This window comes from Salinirubrum litoreum (assembly GCF_020567425.1).
In the GTDB taxonomy this organism is placed as follows: domain Archaea; phylum Halobacteriota; class Halobacteria; order Halobacteriales; family Haloferacaceae; genus Salinirubrum; species Salinirubrum litoreum.
Genome location: NZ_JAJCVJ010000001.1, coordinates 1,349,161 through 1,367,295, shown reverse-complemented (window position 1 = coordinate 1,367,295; position 18,135 = coordinate 1,349,161). Strand labels below are relative to the sequence as shown.

Sequence of the window (18,135 nt, the reverse complement as noted above, 5' to 3'; positions counted from 1 at the left end):
GGCCGGGCGGTGACGTCTCGACCTCAGTACGTTCGGACGCCCTGATCCGTGATCACGCGGTCGATGAGGTCGACCGGCGTCTCGTCGTAGGCGGGGTTCTCGATCTCGAAGCCCTCCGCCGGTTCGAGCAGCACCTCGATCGGCGACCGGTACTCGTTCTCGAACTGGAAGCCGTCCTCGATGATCTTCGCGCCGGACCCGACGACCGTCACCGGGACGCCCTCGTGCTGGGCGGCGGCGACGATGGGGAACGTCCCGACCCGGTTGTAGTAGCGCTCGTTGACGATGCAGGTCATCCCCAGCACTACGCGGTCGACCTCCGAGAGGTGGATGCCGGCCGCGCCGTCGACCATCAGGTGCGTCTCCAGTCCCTCGACCTGTGCCATCTCGCGGGCCGACTTCCGGCCGAGGTAGCGTGGGCGCGCCTCGGTGCAGTACGCCGTCAACTCCGCTCCTTCGGCGCAGGCGGTCCTGACGGCCTCCATCACCGTCGAGGAGTAGTCGTGCGTCAGGAACGTCTCCCCGTCGGAGAACGTCTCGGCGGCGTGGACCGCCGCGCGGTGCTTGCCGGCCTCGATGTCCTCCACGACCTCGTCGATGGCGCGCGCGGTCGCCTCCTTCGCGTCGTCGACGCTCCCGGTCTCGCCGACCACCGCGTCCAGCACGCCGCGCATCGCGTTGTGGAGCGAGGCGTGTGAGGGGTTCGCGCGGCGGAGCGCGCCGGCGTTGTGTTCGAGCGTGCGCTCGTAGGCCTCGACGCTCGTGAACTCCCGGTCGAGCAACTCCCGCAGCGCGCGGGTCGCCTTGACCGCGACGACGGAGGAACTGTGGCTCTGCATGGCCCGGATCTCCTCGACCGTCTCGTCGATCATACCCCACCCTACGAGGGTCACAGCAAAGACCTTCCGGGAAGCGCTCCCGCTCGCGCCGGTGCCGGTGTCGATGCGGACGGTCGGCGCGGCTCACGCGAACTCCTCGTCCAGTCTACGCGAACTCCTCGCTCGTCACGCGGACGACGACCGTCTCGTCGACGTCCCGCAGGTCGTAGCTCGGAATCTCCCCGTCCACGCGCGTCACGAACATCGGCTCGACCAGTTTCCCGTCGGCGACGCCGAACACCTGGAGGTACTGGTCGGTCTCGTCGGGTGCGACCGCGTCGTTCCGGACCTGCGTGGCAAGCTTCCGGGAGAGCCACTCCGTCTCGCTGATCGACGGTTCCAGCACGAGCGCGTCGGCGACGAACCGGACGAGATACCAGTTCAGGTCGTTCAACAGCGACACCGCCGCGCCGACGCTGACCGTCTCCAGGGCGATGCTGTTCTCGTAGGGTTCCCACAGGTCGTAGGTGACGAGTGCGTCTCGGGCGGTCTCCCGCGAGAGCAGTTCGTACCGGAGGTTCACGTCGTCCTTCCCGACGAGACAGACCCGCGTCACGCTGTGAGGGTGACACGGGTCGGGTAAAGCGATTGTGGTCCGGCAGGTGGTGTGTGTTTATCTCCTCGGGCGTCGTCTGGCGGGCATGGCTGTCGACCCCGAGTATCTGATCGAGACGAAACTCGCCCACCTGCTCGTGGTCGGACTGACGGCGGTCGGCGTCGCGGGTGTGCTCACCGGGCCGACGCTCCTCTTCTGGATCGGCTACTTTCTCGTCTGGATCACGTTCGTCGAACTGTTCGAGGACGACTTTCTCTCGCGCATCTTGGATCGCGGGAACGACGAGTCGGACTCCGCGCGGACCGACGAACGTGCGTCGGATCGGCCCGCCGAGACTGCCGACCCCGTGGAGACGCTGAAACGCCGGTACGCCGAGGGCGAACTGGACGAGGACGACTTCGAGCGCAAACTCGACCGACTGCTCGCCATCGACGACCTCGACGAGACGCAACTGCGCGAACTCGTCCGAGAGCAGTGAGTTGTCGGAGCGGACGCGCCGACCCTGCAACCGACTCGCAGAACCTGTCCGGTGACGGTGAGAAAGGCTTTTAATGTTCGTGAGGAACCATGAGGGGAGAGGCCATGATCGACATCACGATGGACATGGAGCAGTACGACTGCCCGTTCATCGACGCGACCGAGCGCGAGTCGGTCGCGTTCTCGGCGGTCCACTGGGAGTTCGACCCCTCGGTCGAGCGACTGGAGACCCGGATGATCGTCGAGGGGGCCGACCGGGAGGCGCTCGACAACGGCCTGTCGGTGCTCCGCGACCACGACAACATGGCCGACTACGACCTGCTCTCGAAGCGCGAACACGTCGGACACGTCCGGACCGAGATCGAACAGACCGAGGCGATGCAACTGATCCGCGACGGCGGCGGCTACATCACCGGTCCATTCTACATCGAGTCCGGCAGCGAACTGTGGCACGTCGGCTTCGACGACCGGGGAGAGGCCGACGGGACGCTCTCGAAACTCGACCGGGACCACGAGTTCGACGTGGTAGAGCGCGACGAACCCGACCTGCCGGAACTGCAGGACTTCGTCCGGAACGCGGGCGCGGCGATGACGCTCGTCGAGGGCTGTCGGGACCTCTCGGACGTGGAGCGCAAGACGCTGGAGACCGCAGTCCAGGACGGCTACTTCAAGAGTCCACGGTCGGCGACACTCGGCACCTTGGCCGACGAGTTCGACGTGTCGAAGCCGGCGGTCTCGAAGAACCTCCGGCGCGGGCAACGGAAGATGATCGAACGCGTCGTGCAGGCGCTCGACGACCTCGATTGACGTGCCGGAATCGACCGACGCCGGCCGGACGAGGCGGTCCGTGAACGCGCCGTACGTCGCGACTGGTTCACATGTTAACCCGTCAGCTTTTGCCGGTCTCTTCGCACCGTCTGAGGTATGCGGGATGGACTCACAACACGCCGCGAAGCACTCGCGGTACTCGGCAGTGCGGGCATCGTCGGGATGGCGGGATGTACAGGCGGCGACGGAAACGAGACGGCGACGCCGGGTAGCACGGACGATAGCGACGACAGCGACATGACGGACACGACGACTTCGGGCGACGGCGGCGCGTCGGGCACGGTGAAGATCGGCGTCCTCCAGCCGACCTCCGGCGACCTGCAGTACTACGGCCAGCAGGCGCTGTGGGGCTTCTTCTCCGGCTTCGCCTACAAGAACGGCGGCGACCCGATCACCGACACCACCTCCGGGACCCGGACGGTCACCGTCGGCGACGTGGACTACGAACTGTACGTCAGGGACTCGGCGTTCAGCGCCGACACCTCACAGCAACTCGCCACCGACCTCGTGCAGAACGAGGAGGTCGACATGCTGTTCGGCTGTGCCTCCTCCGGGGCGGCGACCCGTGTCATCGACACGGTCGTCTCGCAGGCCGGCGTCCCGTACATGGCGGGGCCGGCGGCGTCTGCGGACATCACCTCGAACAGCGAGACGTGTAACGACCTCGTGTTCCGCGCGAGCGAGAACACCGCGATGGACGCCCGCTCCGGCGGGAAGTACGTCGCACAGGAGACCGACGTGAGTTCGGTCTACCTCTTCGGCGCGGACTACTCCTTCGGCCGCGCGGTCGTCAACAACTACGAAGCAGTGTTGGAGAACGAGGGCGTCGAGATCGTCGGCAAGAAGTTCGTCCCGCAGGGGTACACCGAGTGGGACGGCCTGCTCCAGAACGCGACCGACGCGGGCGCTGAGGGCATCGTCGGCGGCTTCACGGTCGCCACGCTCCCGGCACTCTTCACCAGCTATCTGAACGGCGACTACGACTACCGCGTGTTCGGCGGGTTCGCCACCGAGATCACGACCTCGATCGTCGGTCAGACGCTCCAGAAGGTGCTGGGGACGCCGCTGACCGAGGAGAAGATCCAAGAGCAGAAGTTCGGCCCGTTCACGACGCGGTACCACTGGAACCAGTACGACAACGAGATCAACAACGCGTTCGTCGAGAGCTACGCGAACGCCTACGGCAAGTGGCCCGACCTGTTCTCGGCGGGCACCTTCACCGCCGCCTCCGCCATCGTGCAGGCCGTCGAGGCCGGCGGCTCCACCGAGGGAGCCGACATCGCCGCCGAACTGCGCGGGATGACCGTCACCGACACGCCGAAGGGCGAGAACGGCTACACGTTCCAGGGGTACAACAACCAGGCTCGCTCTGCCATGACGGTCGCCGATCCGATCCCGACCACGGACGAGGCCGGCGAGAACTGGGGCGCGGCGATCATGCCGAGTGAACCGGTCGCCCGGATCGGGAAGGACGGCACGACCATCCCGGCCGACAGCGACGAGATGGACTGCTCCCTGTAGGATGCTCCGCACGCAGGGACTGACGAAGCAGTTCGGCGGACTGACCGCCGTGGACGACGTGGACTTCGAGTTGCCAGCGGACGAACTCTGCTCGCTCATCGGGCCGAACGGCGCGGGGAAGACGACGTTCTTCAACCTGCTGACCGGCGCGCTCACGCCGAGCGAGGGCACCATCGAACTCCGCGACGGCGACGGCTGGCGGGACGTGACCGACGCGACGCCACACGAGACGGCCAGCCTCGGCATCCACCGGTCGTACCAGATCACGAATATCTTCCCGACCAGCACCGTGCTGGAGAACGTCCGGATCGCGGCACAAGCGGCCAGCGACGACGCGACGAACGTCTGGCGGAACGTCGGCCACTTCGAGGAACACGTCGCGGAGGCCGACGCGATACTGGATCGGGTGGGTCTCGCCGACGAACGCGAGACGGTCGCCGGCACCCTGAGCCACGGTGCGAAACGCCAACTCGAGGTCGGCATCGCGCTGGCGGGTGACCCCGACGTCCTCCTCTTGGACGAACCGAACGCCGGCGTCTCCTCGGAGTCGGTCGGGGACATCATCGACCTGATCGAGGACGTGGCGACCGACCACGCGGTTCTGCTCGTCGAACACAACATGGACATCGTGATGAACGTCTCCGACCGCGTCGTCGTCTTGAACCAGGGCGCGGTCATCGCCGACGGCGACCCCGAGGACGTGCGCGGCGACGACCGCGTCCAACGCGCCTACCTCGGCGGGTACGAGTCGGGTGGATCGAGCGAGACGAGTGAGGCGAACGACAGCGAAGCGTCGGACTCGACCGGCGAGGGAGGCACCGTATGAGCCTCCTCGAAGTCGAGGACGTGCAGACGTACTACGGCGAGAGTCACATCCTCGAAGGCGTCGACCTCGACGTGAACGAGGGCGAAGTCGTCGCGCTGATCGGTCGGAACGGCGTCGGGAAGACGACGACCCTCCGGAGTATCCTCCAGTTGACGCCGCCGCGTTCGGGGTCGATCCGGTATCGCGGCGAGGAGTTGGTGGGGAAAGACACCCACGAGGTGGCCGACATGGGGGTCGGCTGGATCCCCGAGGACCGGCGCATCTTCGCACAGCTGTCGGTGGAAGAGAACATCCGGGTGTCGGTGCCGGACGGCGAGTCGATCGGCGACGGACTCCGACTGGCGTTCGAGACGTTCCCGGACCTCCGGGATCACCGGACCCGTGACGCCGGGAACCTCTCCGGCGGGCAACAGCAGATGCTCGCCATCGCACGCGGACTGGTCGGCGACAACGACCTGCTCCTCGTGGACGAACCCTCCGAGGGACTCGCACCGCTGATCGTCGAGGCGGTCGCCGACGCACTCGAATCTGCGGCCGAACACACGACACTGCTCCTCGTCGAGCAGAACCTGCCGCTGGCACTCGATCTGGCGGATCGGTTCTACGTCGTCGACAAGGGTCGCGTCGTGGACTCCGGCGCGACGGCCGACGTGTCCGCCGACGACGACCGACTCAGGAGGTATCTCTCCGCATGACGCTCACCGCACTCCTACTCACCACACTGTTCGAACCGATCACGCTCGCGTCGGCGACTGCCCTCGACGCGACCGTCCCCCTCGTCGGCTTCTTCGAGGCGCTCGTGGACTTCCTCGCGCCCGAGACGCTGGCGTCGGTGGTCGTCAACGGCCTGGCGAAGGCCGCCCTCTACATCATGCTGGCGGCTGGACTGACGCTGATCTTCGGACTGATGGGCGTGTTGAACTTCGCGCACGGCTCGCTGACGATGATCGGTGCGTACCTCGGTGGACTGGTGATGGTCCTGCTCGTCGGGAGCGCGACGGGGTCGCTCGGTCGCCTCGCGCTGTTCTTCGTCGCCATCGTGGTCGTCTTCGGACTGTTGATCGCACTCGGCGGCGTGCTGGAGGTCGGGCTGATCCGGCGGCTGTACGACCGGCCGCCGATCTACCAGATCCTGCTGACCTTCGGCGTCACGCTGACGCTGGACGAACTGGCCCGCATCGTCGTCGCCTTCTACGGACTGCAACCCATCTCGGACTGGCAGGCCGCGCTGGCGACGAAGCCCGCGATCCTCACCCAGTCGCTCCCGCTCGGCCCGATCAACGCCTCGGGGCTGGCCGGCTTCCAGATTCTCGCGGGCGTCGTCACGGTCGCGGGCATCTACGGCTTCCTGACGCAGACGCGCTACGGCCTCTACATCCGGGCCGGGAGCGAGGACACCGAGATGGCACAGGCGCTCGGCATCGACGTGCGCCGGACCTTCACCGTCGTCTTCGCACTCGGGGCCGGCATCGCCGGCATCGCGGGCGTCTTCCTGATGTGGGACCCGCGCTGGGGCGCGTCGGTCCCGCTGGCCGCCGAGACCCTGCTCCCGGCGTTCGTCGTCGTCATCGTCGGCGGCCTCGGCACCTTCCGGGGGACGGTCGTCGCCGGCCTGCTCGTCGGACTGGTCGACGCCTCGATGACGTGGTGGTTCCAGAACGCGGTGAACTTCACCGGTCTGCCGCAGATGACCATCTTCCTGATCCTCGTGCTGATGCTGATCGTGAAGCCACAGGGTATCTTCGGCGTCGAGGAGGTGGGGGGCCATTAGCTCCGACGAGTCGGCACCCCACGACGAGACCGAGGAGCAGTCTGTCGAGACCACCGAGTCCTCTGTCGAAATCGACGCGGACGACACGTCGACCGAGGCCGTCACCGACGGCGGCGTCACCGAGTCGTCGGCCGACGAGACGACAGCGGACACTGCCGACGAGACCGATTTCTCGTGGCCGGTCCAGTACCTGCAGGACCACCTCGTCCACGTCGCGGTCGTCGTCCTCCTCGCGGCCTACCCCGGCATCTACGACGTGCTGGTGAACTCGCCGGTCGGCGCGGAGATGACCGCCATCCTCCCGCAGGTGACGACGATGGTGACGGTGTTCTACTTCGCCCTGTTCGCCATGTCGTTCGACTTCATCTCGGGGTACACCGGCTACCTCTCCTTCGGCCACGCCGCGTTCTACGGCGCGGGGGCCTACGCGGTCGTGCTGGCCGCGAACGGGAAGGTCCCGCTGGTCGGCCCCGAGACACCGTTCATGCTCCTGTTGCTCGTCGCGGGGTTGCTCGCGGCGGTGCTCGCCGTGCTGATCGGCGCGGTGTCGTTCCGACTGACGGGCGTCTACTTCGCCATGATCACGCTCGGCTTCTCGCAGGTGCTGTACGTCTTCGTCCGCGACTGGGACTACGTCGGCTCGAACCCGCGTGACGGCGTGGCGGTGCCCGGCGGCGTCTCGGGCTTCGAGGTCGGGGTACCGGGTGTGGACGCGCTGAACCTCGCAATCGGCCGACTGGCGGGCGACTCGGTGGCACTCGGCTTCGTCGAGTTCACCGGCACCGGCGTCTCCTACTACATGGTCGGCCTCGTCGTGTTGGTCTGCTACTTCGCCATGCAGAGGATCATCCACTCGCCGTTCGGGCGCGTCATGATCGCCATCCGGGAGAACGAGGAGCGCGCGAAGGCGGTCGGCTACAACACCTTCCGCTACAAACTCGGCGCGTTCGCCATCAGCGCCTTCTTCGCGGGGGTCGCTGGCGGCCTGCTGGCCGGCTTCAAGCGGTCCGTCGCGCCCGAGGGGACCTTCTACTTCCTCGTGGCCGGTGACGCCCTGCTCGCGTCGATCATCGGCGGCTTCGGGACGCTGGCCGGGCCACTGTTCGGACGCCTGTTCGACGAGTCGGTCCGGGAGTTCCTCTCGAAGTCCGGCGAGGGGGGCGGCCTCCTGCCGTGGCTCCGCGACACGCTCGGCGAGGGCGTGCTGGCGACAGAACTCTACAACGGACTGACCGTCGGCGGGACCATCGAGACGTTCCTGAACGGCCACGCCGCACTGTACGTCGGTATCGTCTTCGTGCTGTTCGTGCTGTTCGTCCCCGACGGGTTGCTGGGGACGGTCCGCCAGCGCGTCGGCGGGCCGGTCGGCAAACACCTGCCGGCGCACCTGCGGAGGTATCTGCGATGAATGAGTCGGACGCGGACGCCACCGACGACCGGGACGCGATCGCCGGTTCGACCGAGACGCTCGGCCGCGAGGTGGCGATCACCGGCTACGGCGTGGACGTGCCGGAGGAGATCGTCACCGGGTCGGCGATCGCCGAGGCGAGCGGCATCCCCGAGGACGTCGTCGTCGAGAAGATGGGTGTCCGCGAGAAGCGCGTCGCCGGCGACGACGACCACGTGACCGACATGTCGGTCCGGGCCGGTCGGCGGGCACTGGCCGACGCCGGACTCGCTGCGACCGATCTGGATCTCGTGCTCTTTCACGGCAGCGAGTTCAAAGACCACGTGGTGTGGAGCGCCGCCGCGAACGTCGCGGAACGGTTGGGTGCCGAGGACGCCTACGCACACGAGAGCTACGCGCTCTGTGCCGGCGCACCGATCGCGATCCGGCACACCGCCGCACAACTGCGCGTCGCCGATGTCGAGAACGCGCTGCTCGTGACCGCCAGCAGGGAGGAGGACCTGGTGGACTACGCGAACGAGGACGCCTCGTTCATGTTCAACTTCGGCTCCGGCGGGTCGGCGCTGGTGCTGGAAGCCGACCCGAGAGAAGAGCGAAGCAGGGGCCGCGTCCGCGAGTCGGCGGCCGTCACGGACGGCAGTTTCTCGCTGGACGTGGTGATGCCCGCCGGCGGGTCGAAACGCCCGGCGAGCCACGAGACGGTCGAGGCCGGCGGCCACACGCTGGACGTGCCGGACCCGGACGACATGAAGGAGCGACTCGCGGACGTGAGCGCGCCCGCCTTCCTGTCGGTCGCCGACGAGGCGTTGGCGAAGTCGGGCTACGACCGCGCCGACCTGGACTTCGTCGCGCTGACGCACATGAAGCGGTCGTTCCACGACTACCTGCTCTCGGAACTCGGTCTCGGCGAGTCGGGCGGCTACTACCTCGACGAGTTCGGCCACGTCCAGAGTGCCGACCAGACGCTCGCGCTGGATCGGGGGAGAGACCTCGGTCGCGTCGAGTCGGGCGATCTGGTGCTGTTTCTCGCGGCCGGGACCGGCTACACGTGGGCCGCGACCGTGATCGAGTGGCAGGGCTGACGGGTGACGCAGGATCCGACCTCTTCTGCTCCCGGAATCGCAGGCTTTAGCGCGCTCCCCGGACACCTCGGCGTATGACCTTCCGGTACGAGACGCAGATCCCGACGCGCTACCGCGATCTGGACCCGATGGGCCACGTCAACAACGCGGTGTACGCGAGTTACTGTGAGCAGGCGCGGATGGACTACTTCGACGACGTGTTCGAGATGGACCTCGACGCACTGAACATGGTGCTCGCACACCTCGAACTGGACTACGAGCGCCCGATCACGCAGGGGCAGTCGGTGACGGTGCGCGTTCGCGTCGCCGAGGTCGGGGGGTCGAGTTTTATCATGGCCTCCGAGGTGCTGGCGGACGGCGAGGTGGCGGCGACCTGCGAGACGACGCAGGTGGTGCTGGGTGAAGACGGGACGCCGACGCGCGTGCCCGAGGCGTGGCGGGAACGCGTTCGGGAGTTCGAAGCCGAGATCGTCGAGGATCGGTGACGGGGCTGGTGGTCGGCTGAGTCCGGTGGAGATGAGTGTGAGAGGGTTGGGTACGCTGTCGTGGAGGACTCGGTGGACTCGGTTGGTGACGTGAACTTGGTGGGATCAGTTGCAGACACCTCGGTCGGATCGGTTGCGGAAGACGAGGGGTGAAAGCCCCCGGCGTCTCGACCACTGTCAGCGGTACGCTCTGAGGAGCCTTCGTCACCGGTGCTCCACGCCGGTTGCTGGCGAGAGTTTCGCTCTCGCTCTGTCGTCGGCGCGCCGCGCCGACTGCTGGCGAGACCTCCGGTCTCGCTCGGACACTGCCCGGTTCCGGGCGTCGGCAGATCGCGTCCCGTGTGGGTTCCGGTTGTCGAAGCGTGATCGGGTGACGACTGTGGCGTGGGATTTCACTCACGACCCGGCGCGCGCCCGACGCGCGCGAGGGAGGGGACCGGGTGGTGCGGAGAGGTCCTCGAGGCTGGGGAGGACGAGGTGTGGTGCTGTCGCGGTCGCGGGTGCTGTCGTGTTCTGAGTCGCGGTCCGAGTGCTGTCGCAGTCCACGATCCGGGGTGTCGTCACACTCCTCGACCAGTTGCTAGAGCCCACGAACCCGGCAGTCACCGGAGAACGCACCGCCAGAAACCGCGACCCAACATCGACAGCGTCCTACCGAGCGTACAGCGAGTACGTGATCACCATCAGCCCGAGCATCGTCACGACGGCGTCCACCAGCACACCCTCTGCGAGGGTGATGTCCAGAAACATGTGTATCGCGCCGGCGACCGCCGCGCCGAAGGTGATGATCCCGAACCCGAGCGAGAGCAGGCCGAGCGGCCGGGCGTCGGTCCGGCGGTAGGCCTTCAGACTGAAGTAGGTGATCAGGCCGCCGAGGACGAGGATGATCGTCTTGACGATGATGATCGCGGTGCTGACCGTCGCCGAGGCTGCCGTGTGTCCCATCAGGTCTCCCTCCTCACTTGCGACCACATGTCCGCGAGCCGTTCCTCGGCGCTCCGGTCGCGCTGTTCGACCGCGATCTCGAAGCGACGTTCCTCGTCGAGTGCGATCCGCACCTCCTCGAAGGCCACCTCGTACCGAGTCGTGTGGTGGCCGTCCGACCGGACTTCCGTCCCTTCCAAGAGGAGCGACGCCTCGGTCAGCAGGTCCAGTTTTCGGTACGTCGTGGACAACGGGATGTCACAGGCATCCGAGAGTTCACTTGCGGTCATGGGTTCGTCTAACGCTCTGATGATGGATCGTGCGTCCGCGTCGTCGAGCGCGTCGAGGACGACCTCGGGGTCGAGTTCGTCCCGCGCACGCGGGTCGCGCACCATTACCGGGTCATTCCCGTCGCCGGATATAACAACTTGGGATTTCCTGCCGAGGGAGAGCCGAAGTCGGCCACACACACCACAGTATCACGGGTCCTGCCGATCGTCGTCCGACGCGCCTCTGCCGGTGCCCCGTTCGCCCCGGCCGTCGGACACCTCCTCGTCCTGGCTACCGGTTTCACGGTCGTACGCCCCCGCCTTCCGCAGTCGCCCCGCCTCGGCCAGCACTCCGGGTGTCCGGCAGACGCCGGCCTCGCCGGTCGCCTGCGGCACGGCGCAGTTGTTACAGCTCTCACAGACCGCGCGCGTCCCCGCCGCCGAGTCGTCCAACAACCGCGCCGGCAGACGCGGTTCGGCGTAGAAGGGGCGGGCCATCCCGACCGCGTCCGCCGCGTCACCCAGCAGGTCGTCCATCTCCCCGCGCTCTCGAATCCCGCCCTCACACAGCACCGGCACGTCGACCACGTCCCGGACTCGCCGACAGAGGTCGGCGTTCCACGCCGGGTCGAAGCTGTACGCCTGCGCCTCGATCCAGTTGCCGAGCGCGACCAGTTTCGCCCGCCAGCGACTCCCGAACGCCGCCCGGTAGCCGGACTGGAACCGGTCGTCGGCCCACGCTCGCTCCGGGTAGGCTCCCTTCACGATGCTCGCGTCCCAGAAGGTCGACCCGTTGACCGGTACCAGCGCGTCGTAGCCGATCTCGGCCAGTCGTCGACAGATCGTCACCGCGTCGTCGGTCGTCAGACGCCGCCGCACGATCGGCGGCGCTTCGGTCTCGGCGGGCACCTTCGTCATGATCGGCACGTCGCCGGCCCGCGACCTGATCTCGTCGTGGACGACCTCCAAGAAGCGCACCCCGTCGCCGAACTCGTCGTCCCGCCGGTTGTAGAAGGGCGAGAGGAACTGGTGGACGATGCCCATGTTCGCGCCCGCGAGGTGGAGCACGTCGTAGCCCGCGTCGACCGCGTACCCCGCCGAGCGACCGAAGTCCACCGCCAACTCGTACACCTCGTCGGTCGAGAGGACGTGCGCGTCGTAGTCGAGAAACCCCACCCGATCCAGGAGTCGCAGGAGTCGCGGCGGCCGGGAGACCGCCAACTGCCGGAGGTCGGGGTTCGCCTCGCGGTACTCGGCGTGCCACGTCTCCATCGCCCGGAGCCCGCCGTGTTCGAGTTGGATCGCGATCCGAGCGCCGTGGTCGTGGACGACGTCCGTGAGTCGCGAGAGGCGGGAGACGAACGCCGGATCACAGACGCGGGTCATCTGTGGGGCGGCACAGCCACCCTCCGGCCGGACGATGGTCGCGCCCTGACACAGCAGTCCCGCCCCCGACGCGGCCGCCGGTTCGAGGTCCTCGATCAGCGCGTCCACCGCGCCCGCACCGGTGCCGGCACACTCCAGGAGTGGCGCGCGGTAGAGGCGGTTCGGGAGAGTCACCTCGCCGATCGTGAGTGGTGTGTCGAGGTCGACCGCGTCGTGGTCGACTCCCGACGTCGGGTCGTCGCCGGCCATCACTCCTCGCTCCGTCGGCGGAGTGCCGCCAGCCTCGTCTGCTTCGCGTCCGCGTCGCTGTCGGACTTCTGGACGTAGTTCGACTCGCTCACGTCGAACGCCAGCGACTCGGGGAGGTCCGCCGCGTCGAGTGTCTCACGGACCCGTTTCGAGTCGGGCCGCAGGACGCTCGTCTCGTCCACGCCGGCCTCGCGCAGTCGAGCGAGCACCTCGTCGTCGTCTTTCAGCGACCGCCGGGTGCGCGTCACGCGCCGCACGCGACCCACCTCCCCGGCGAGTTCACCGTCGGTGTCTGTCCTGGCGAGGAGTTCGTCTCGGAGGTCGGTTCTGGCGTCACCGGCCTCCGAGGAGAGGTCGGAGGCGAGCGTGTAGGCGTCCACGAGCGTCCGGGTGTCGGGGTCCTCGGCGAGGTCCGAGAGGAGATCACAGAGCACCAGCGCGGTCTCGACTGCGGACGTGTCGACGGGCAGGTCCCGCGACTCGGCCGCGTCGAGCAGATCGAGGAGTTCCGCGACCGTCGTGTCGCCGGTGATTCGGGTGGCGTCGGTCGGCTTCGTCGAGTCGGCGGTCCCGGCAGCCACCTCGGACTCCGGCGACTCCTCGCTCGCGCTCGTCGTCGCCGGAGACGTGGTGGCCGTCGTCGTGGCGGTGGTTGTGTCGTCGGTCGTCGTAGTCTCCCGTTCGGTGGTCGTGTCCGTCGACGCCGACGCGTCGGCGTCGGCTCTGTCGGTCGTCGTTTCGGCACTGTCGGTCGTCGTTCCGGCACTGTCGGTCGTCGTTCCGGCACCGTCGCCCGAGTCGGTCGAATCACCCGAACCGACACCGCCCTTCACGTCGTCCTCCGTGGGGTAGATACCGCGCTCGCGGAGTCGCTCGGCGTCGTGTGCCGCGTCACGGGTCCCGCTGACGTGCGCCTTCACCGACGCCAGTTCGCCGGTGTAGTGACAGCCGTCTGCCGGACAGCGGACCTGTCCGACCGGAACCGACCCCGGTTCGGCCGCGCCTCCGCCTGCCGTGCCGGTACCCTCGCGTTCGGTCTCGGTCGATCTGTCCGGTTCGTCGTCGGTCACCGACCGCTCGGCGTCCGCCGAGTCCGCAACGTCTCGGTTGGCCTCGTCCTCGTCGCCCTCGGCCTCGTCGTCCAACCAGCCTCGACGCGCCTGCTGGAGGAAGTCGCGGGGACCGCCGAACCGGAGCGCGTGCCAGTCGTGGCCGGGGGCCTCGCTCCCGTTGACGTGGGCCGCGACCAGCGAGGCCGTGTCCCGGAACGCACACCCCTCGACTGGGCACGCGACCGTCGTCCCGTCGTCGCTCATACCCGAGGGTCGGGCGTGCTCGTAGATGGACCTTCGGGTGGTCGAACCGACCGGGAGTGCCCCGACTCGGTCCACACCAATCTTCATACCGGCCACGGGCGAACCCCGACCGTGACAGCCCCCGAACCGTTCCGATACGACGCGGAGGTCCAACCGGGCGAGATCCGCCACCTGCGCTACGAGGTCGGCGAGACCTACCTCGGCGACCCGGTCGAGATTCCCGTGACGGTGATCGTCGGTGAACACGCCGGCCCCACGGTCGGCATGACGGCCGCGATCCACGGCGACGAACTCAACGGCGTGAAAGTTCTGCAGGAGGTCGCCGACACCTACCGGCCGGCCGAACTCCACGGGACCGTCGTCTGTCTGCACGTCTGCAACGTCCCGGGCTACCTCGCCCAGCAGCGCTACCTGCCCATCTACGATCAGGACCTGAACCGGTCGTTCCCCGGCAAGGAGCGCTCGAACACCGCAGAACGCATGGCGAACGTCATCTACCGCCGGTTCGTCTCGAACTGTGATCTCCTCTTGGACTTCCACACCTCGACGCGCAACCGGACGACGATGTACCACGTCCGGGCGAACACGGCCGACCCGGAGGTCCGGCGACTCGCCAGAGCGTTCGGTGCGAACGTGATCCTCGCAGGGGCGGGCGACACCGGGTCACTCCGGAGGACCGCGACCGACGCCGGTATCCCGGCGATCACCGTCGAGATGGGACGCGCCCACCGGTTCCAGCCGGCGCTGATCGACCGGGCGCTGGAGGGCGTCCGGTCGGTCCTGGCGGAGTTCGAACTCCTGCCGGGCGAACCGGTGACGTGGCCCGGGTGGTCGCGCGTCATCGACGAGGCGAGAGAGAAGACGTGGCTCCGGGCCGACCGGGGTGGCTTGGTCGAGATGCAGTACGGCCAGCACCCGCTGGTCCACGCGGACGACACCATCTGCACGATCACCGACCACTTCAAGCGCGGGGAACGCCGGGTCGCCGCCCCGTTCACCGGCCTGATCGTCGGGGTCCTCCAGAATCCGGTCGCCGCGCCGGGCCATCCGCTGTGTCATCTGGTGAGCGTGGACGACGACACTCGGAGAGAGATCGAACGCGAGATCGAGGCGGGGGAGTTCACCGAACGCCCGTGGGCCTGAGTCGGCCGCGAGGGCGTGGCCCAGTCAGCGACGAACGCCGACAGCGTTTTGACACGACCGGGAGTCGGTGCGGGCATGGGAGTGGTCCAGCGATTTCGAGCACTCGACAGATCGGTACAGGTCCTCCTCGGCGTCGGTCTCCTCGGCGCACTCTCGCTCGTCGCCGTCCTCGTCACGGTCGTACTCGCGGCAGTGATCGGGTCGTTCGTCCTCGGTGTGGGTGGCCCGGTCCAAGAGACGGCACCACAGGCGAACATCGTCGCCTCGGGTGTCGATACGAACGACGACGGTGTCGTCGAGCAGGTGACGGTCAGACATGAGGGCGGCGATCACTTCACCGCGAACGCGGTGGTGATCGCGGTGAGAGACGAGCAGTCCCCGTGGGAGCGCTACGATTCCGACGTGGGCGACAGCGTGGTCGTCGGCGACGAAGCAGTGATCCCGGGCGTCGAGTCGGGCGACAGGATCGAGGTTCGACACACCGAGACGAACTCGATGCTGGTGAGCTACACGGTCCCCTGAGCCGTCCCGACGACGAGGTGCCTCGGTACCGACGACGGGGGGTTTCAAGCCACTCGCCTGACGACAGCGAGTATGCGACTCGCGCTCATCGCTCACGACGAGAAGAAACCCGACCTGATCGAGTTCGCCGAGACGCACCGCGAACTGCTCGATCGGTTCGAACTCACGGCGACTGGCACCACCGGGAAGCGACTCATCGAGGAGACGGGACTCGACGTGGACCGCAAGCAGTCGGGACCGCTCGGTGGTGACATGCAGATCGGCGCGGAGATCGCCGAGGAGACCTGTCACGGCGTCATCTTCCTGCGTGACCCCCTGACCGCACAGCCGCACGAACCGGACATCTCGGCGCTCCTGCGCATCTGTGACGTCCACGACGTCCCGCTGGCGACGAATCTGGCGAGCGCCGACTCGATGCTGGACGGGATGGTCCAGCACCTGGAAGCCGAGAGCGAGTCGGCGTGACGACTCACTCTCGGTGAGAACGGGTCGGTGTCGTCAGTCGTCCGCGACCGCCTCGCGCGGGTCGACCACGGTCCCGTCCAGTTCGTCGATCCCCACCCGATCACATAGATCGTACAGGGGACACGCCTCCGGCCCCTCCAGACACGCGGGCTTCCGCGCCGCACAGTACTCTCGGCCGAACTGGATCATGGCGGTGTGGCCGAAGCCGCACTTTTCCTCGGGCACCGCGGCTTCCAGCGCCTCGCGCACCGCCTCGTGGTCGGCGTCCGCCGGCGCGAGTCCCATCCGGCGGGCGATGCGGTGGACGTGCGTGTCGACGGGAAAGACGCCGCCGCGACCACCGGAGAAGAGCAACACGCAGTCGGCGGTCTTCGGCCCGACGCCGTGCATCTCTAGCAGTCGACTTCGGACGACAGACGGCTCCTCGCCTCTCACGAACGCGTCGAACCCTTCGCTTCCGCCGAACTCGGCGACGACGATCTCGGCGAGGTCGATCAGTCGCTCGGACTTCTGGTTGTAGAGACCGGCAGAAGAGATGGTCTCGGCGAGCAGCGACTGCTCGGCGTCGGCCAGCGACCGGGCCAGATCACCCTCGACGTTCTCCTCACCGCCCGCTCCGTAGCGATTCATCAGGCTGTCGTGTGCCGGCTGACTGGCCTTGTCCGAGGTGTTCTGTGAGAGGATCGTCCGGACGAGACACTCGAAGGCCGGTTGCCCGCCGTAGGCCTTCTGCCAGTAGAGATCGCCGAGCGCGTCCACGACCGCCTCGGCGCGGGTGCCGGCGGTCGCAGGGTCGAACTCGGTGTCGCGGCCGCCGCCCGAATCGCCGCCGCTGATGTTCTCCGCAGGCTCTTCGGCCATACTCGTCTGTCGGACTGATCGGACAAAAGTCGGTCGCTGGCGTACGATCTGTGCTGGCGGTCACGAGGAGTAGTCGGGCAAAATCCCACGTCAGTAGTGATCTGGCAACAGCCGACGTTTGCAGTGTTCGGCAAAACCCCACGTCAGCGAAGTTCGGCAAAATCCGACGTTCGACCCGACTCACTCCACGCTGAGCGTCAGTGTCAGTTCGGCACCCTCGACGAGCGCAGTCACCATCTCGCGGTCGATACCGAGCGCAGGGCTGTCGGCGTCGGTCATCACGGTGCGCTCGTCGACGTAGTCCGAGGTCCGGGCGACCGCGCTCCGGTCGCTCTCGAAGGTCAGATCGGGATGTCCACTGCCGACGACGGTCTGCTCGTGATCGCCGACCGTGATCTCGGCGGTGATCGTGGCGTCGGCGGACTGGCAGGCGTCGACGAACGCCTCGGAAAAGTCGGCCGGCGCGCGGTCGGCCTCGACCGCGACGATACAGTCGCCGGCAGGGGTGAGCCAGTCGTCGGTCGTCACCTCGAAGGTGCTGGTGTGCTCGGCCCGGACGTGTTCGTGCCCGCGTGCGTGGACGACTTCTTCCATGTCCGAGACTGAGCGACGACGCCGGAAGTGCGCGTCGGAACGACGCGGGAGACGTGCGCGTCGAGTCGCCACGGGTGGCTGGGTCGGCCGACTGCTCGGCGCGGGCGCGAGTCGGCTACTCCCGAACGACGCTGATGGTCACCGCACCACAGCCACACTCGTAGGCGCGGCGCTCGCCCGCGTCGCTGGTCACCGAGAGCGCGAAACTGTCGTCTGCCAGCCCGCGACCACAGCTCTCACAGGCCAGGGAGAGTTGTTCCTGCATACTTCCGGATACGACCCGATCCGGTATCAACCCGTGCCAAGGGCACGGTGAAAGTGAAAGTGTCCGACGACGAGGGAGCCGGATCACGAGGGACCCCGGCACTGGTTTATATACCTCGCCGCGACGCGTGTGAACCGCTCACACGGCGGTTTTGCGGGGTGTGGTAGCTCCTTTCACCCCTTCGACCACCGAAGTATTTATATGTCCGACCGGACTAGGTAGAGTCACCAGAACGCATCCGGCGTTCGGCGGTGGATCGCACGCAGAATGATCGGGAACTCTTATCCACGGGCGCTCGCACCCCGACGA

Annotated in this window: 21 protein-coding genes; 12 read left to right on the top strand and 9 right to left on the bottom strand. The window is 67.6% G+C overall.

What is annotated here, in order from left to right; genetic code table 11:
- Nucleotides 1–23 precede the first annotated feature (23 nt).
- Nucleotides 24–872 (bottom strand): eIF2B alpha/beta/delta subunit family protein, encoded by an 849-nt coding sequence (locus LI337_RS06880; protein ID WP_227229067.1) that lies wholly within the window; start codon nucleotides 870–872, stop codon nucleotides 24–26.
- A 112-nt stretch (nucleotides 873–984) separates the two neighbouring features.
- Nucleotides 985–1,434, bottom strand: coding sequence for a DUF5804 family protein (locus tag LI337_RS06875; protein ID WP_227229066.1), 450 nt, complete (start codon nucleotides 1,432–1,434; stop codon nucleotides 985–987).
- Between the two features lie 85 nt (nucleotides 1,435–1,519).
- Here LI337_RS06875 and LI337_RS06870 point away from each other — a divergent pair, with 85 nt between their 5' ends.
- The 9 genes from LI337_RS06870 to LI337_RS06830 all read left to right on the top strand — a co-directional run bounded on the left by LI337_RS06870 (nucleotide 1,520) and on the right by LI337_RS06830 (nucleotide 9,832).
- On the top strand, nucleotides 1,520–1,912 hold the full coding sequence (locus LI337_RS06870) for an SHOCT domain-containing protein (protein ID WP_227229065.1): 393 nt from the start codon (nucleotides 1,520–1,522) through the stop codon (nucleotides 1,910–1,912).
- 104 nt (nucleotides 1,913–2,016) lie between these two features.
- A complete protein-coding gene (locus LI337_RS06865; RefSeq protein WP_227229064.1) occupies nucleotides 2,017–2,718 on the top strand; it encodes a helix-turn-helix domain-containing protein in 702 nt (233 codons plus the stop codon).
- Between the two features lie 117 nt (nucleotides 2,719–2,835).
- Entirely contained in the window at nucleotides 2,836–4,260 is a 1,425-nt protein-coding gene (locus tag LI337_RS06860; protein ID WP_227229063.1) for an ABC transporter substrate-binding protein, read from the top strand.
- A gap of 1 nt (nucleotide 4,261) precedes the next feature.
- Complete coding sequence (locus LI337_RS06855; protein WP_227229062.1) at nucleotides 4,262–5,086, top strand: ABC transporter ATP-binding protein; 825 nt, start codon at nucleotides 4,262–4,264, stop codon at nucleotides 5,084–5,086.
- A complete protein-coding gene (locus LI337_RS06850) occupies nucleotides 5,083–5,781 on the top strand; it encodes an ABC transporter ATP-binding protein (protein WP_227229061.1) in 699 nt (232 codons plus the stop codon). Before LI337_RS06855 ends, LI337_RS06850 begins: the two co-directional genes overlap by 4 nt.
- Nucleotides 5,778–6,857, top strand: coding sequence for a branched-chain amino acid ABC transporter permease (locus LI337_RS06845; protein ID WP_227229060.1), 1,080 nt, complete (start codon nucleotides 5,778–5,780; stop codon nucleotides 6,855–6,857). Before LI337_RS06850 ends, LI337_RS06845 begins: the two co-directional genes overlap by 4 nt.
- Before the next feature lie 247 nt (nucleotides 6,858–7,104).
- Nucleotides 7,105–8,265 (top strand): branched-chain amino acid ABC transporter permease, encoded by a 1,161-nt coding sequence (locus LI337_RS06840; RefSeq protein WP_227229433.1) that lies wholly within the window; start codon nucleotides 7,105–7,107, stop codon nucleotides 8,263–8,265.
- The gene (locus LI337_RS06835) at nucleotides 8,262–9,347 is read left to right on the top strand and encodes a 3-oxoacyl-ACP synthase (protein WP_227229059.1); all 1,086 of its coding nucleotides are present in this window, start codon (nucleotides 8,262–8,264) and stop codon (nucleotides 9,345–9,347) included. The genes LI337_RS06840 and LI337_RS06835 overlap by 4 nt, the downstream gene beginning before the upstream one ends.
- Before the next feature lie 74 nt (nucleotides 9,348–9,421).
- Nucleotides 9,422–9,832 (top strand): acyl-CoA thioesterase, encoded by a 411-nt coding sequence (locus LI337_RS06830; RefSeq protein WP_227229058.1) that lies wholly within the window; start codon nucleotides 9,422–9,424, stop codon nucleotides 9,830–9,832.
- Nucleotides 9,833–10,483: 651 nt separating this feature from the next.
- On the opposite strand, the gene LI337_RS06825 is transcribed toward LI337_RS06830, so the two are convergent.
- The 4 genes from LI337_RS06825 to LI337_RS06810 form a co-directional block, all read right to left on the bottom strand.
- Nucleotides 10,484–10,777, bottom strand: a complete 294-nt coding sequence (locus tag LI337_RS06825) for a DUF7521 family protein (protein ID WP_227229057.1) — start codon at nucleotides 10,775–10,777, stop codon at nucleotides 10,484–10,486.
- A complete protein-coding gene (locus LI337_RS06820) occupies nucleotides 10,777–11,151 on the bottom strand; it encodes a winged helix-turn-helix domain-containing protein (RefSeq protein WP_227229056.1) in 375 nt (124 codons plus the stop codon). The genes LI337_RS06825 and LI337_RS06820 overlap by 1 nt, the downstream gene beginning before the upstream one ends.
- A gap of 84 nt (nucleotides 11,152–11,235) precedes the next feature.
- A complete protein-coding gene (locus LI337_RS06815; protein WP_227229055.1) occupies nucleotides 11,236–12,660 on the bottom strand; it encodes an oxidoreductase in 1,425 nt (474 codons plus the stop codon).
- Entirely contained in the window at nucleotides 12,660–13,976 is a 1,317-nt protein-coding gene (locus LI337_RS06810) for a DUF7983 family protein (protein ID WP_227229054.1), read from the bottom strand. The genes LI337_RS06815 and LI337_RS06810 overlap by 1 nt, the downstream gene beginning before the upstream one ends.
- A 111-nt stretch (nucleotides 13,977–14,087) precedes the next feature.
- Here LI337_RS06810 and LI337_RS06805 point away from each other — a divergent pair, with 111 nt between their 5' ends.
- The 3 genes from LI337_RS06805 (at nucleotide 14,088) to LI337_RS06795 (ending at nucleotide 16,106) form a co-directional block, all read left to right on the top strand.
- Nucleotides 14,088–15,119, top strand: coding sequence for a succinylglutamate desuccinylase/aspartoacylase family protein (locus LI337_RS06805; RefSeq protein ID WP_227229053.1), 1,032 nt, complete (start codon nucleotides 14,088–14,090; stop codon nucleotides 15,117–15,119).
- Between the two features lie 75 nt (nucleotides 15,120–15,194).
- Nucleotides 15,195–15,641 carry a type IV pilin domain-containing protein gene (locus LI337_RS06800; RefSeq protein WP_227229052.1) on the top strand — a complete coding sequence of 149 codons (447 nt, stop codon included), beginning with the start codon at nucleotides 15,195–15,197 and terminating at the stop codon, nucleotides 15,639–15,641.
- 72 nt (nucleotides 15,642–15,713) lie between these two features.
- Nucleotides 15,714–16,106, top strand: a complete 393-nt coding sequence (locus LI337_RS06795) for a methylglyoxal synthase (RefSeq protein ID WP_227229051.1) — start codon at nucleotides 15,714–15,716, stop codon at nucleotides 16,104–16,106.
- A gap of 33 nt (nucleotides 16,107–16,139) precedes the next feature.
- Here LI337_RS06795 and LI337_RS06790 read toward each other — a convergent pair whose 3' ends face one another.
- The 3 genes from LI337_RS06790 to LI337_RS06780 all read right to left on the bottom strand — a co-directional run bounded on the left by LI337_RS06790 (nucleotide 16,140) and on the right by LI337_RS06780 (nucleotide 17,826).
- The gene (locus LI337_RS06790) at nucleotides 16,140–16,967 is read right to left on the bottom strand and encodes an endonuclease III domain-containing protein (protein ID WP_227229050.1); all 828 of its coding nucleotides are present in this window, start codon (nucleotides 16,965–16,967) and stop codon (nucleotides 16,140–16,142) included.
- Between the two features lie 180 nt (nucleotides 16,968–17,147).
- A complete protein-coding gene (locus LI337_RS06785; protein WP_227229049.1) occupies nucleotides 17,148–17,561 on the bottom strand; it encodes a DUF371 domain-containing protein in 414 nt (137 codons plus the stop codon).
- Nucleotides 17,562–17,676: 115 nt separating this feature from the next.
- Entirely contained in the window at nucleotides 17,677–17,826 is a 150-nt protein-coding gene (locus tag LI337_RS06780) for a hypothetical protein (protein WP_227229048.1), read from the bottom strand.
- Between the last annotated feature and the right edge of the window lie 309 nt (nucleotides 17,827–18,135).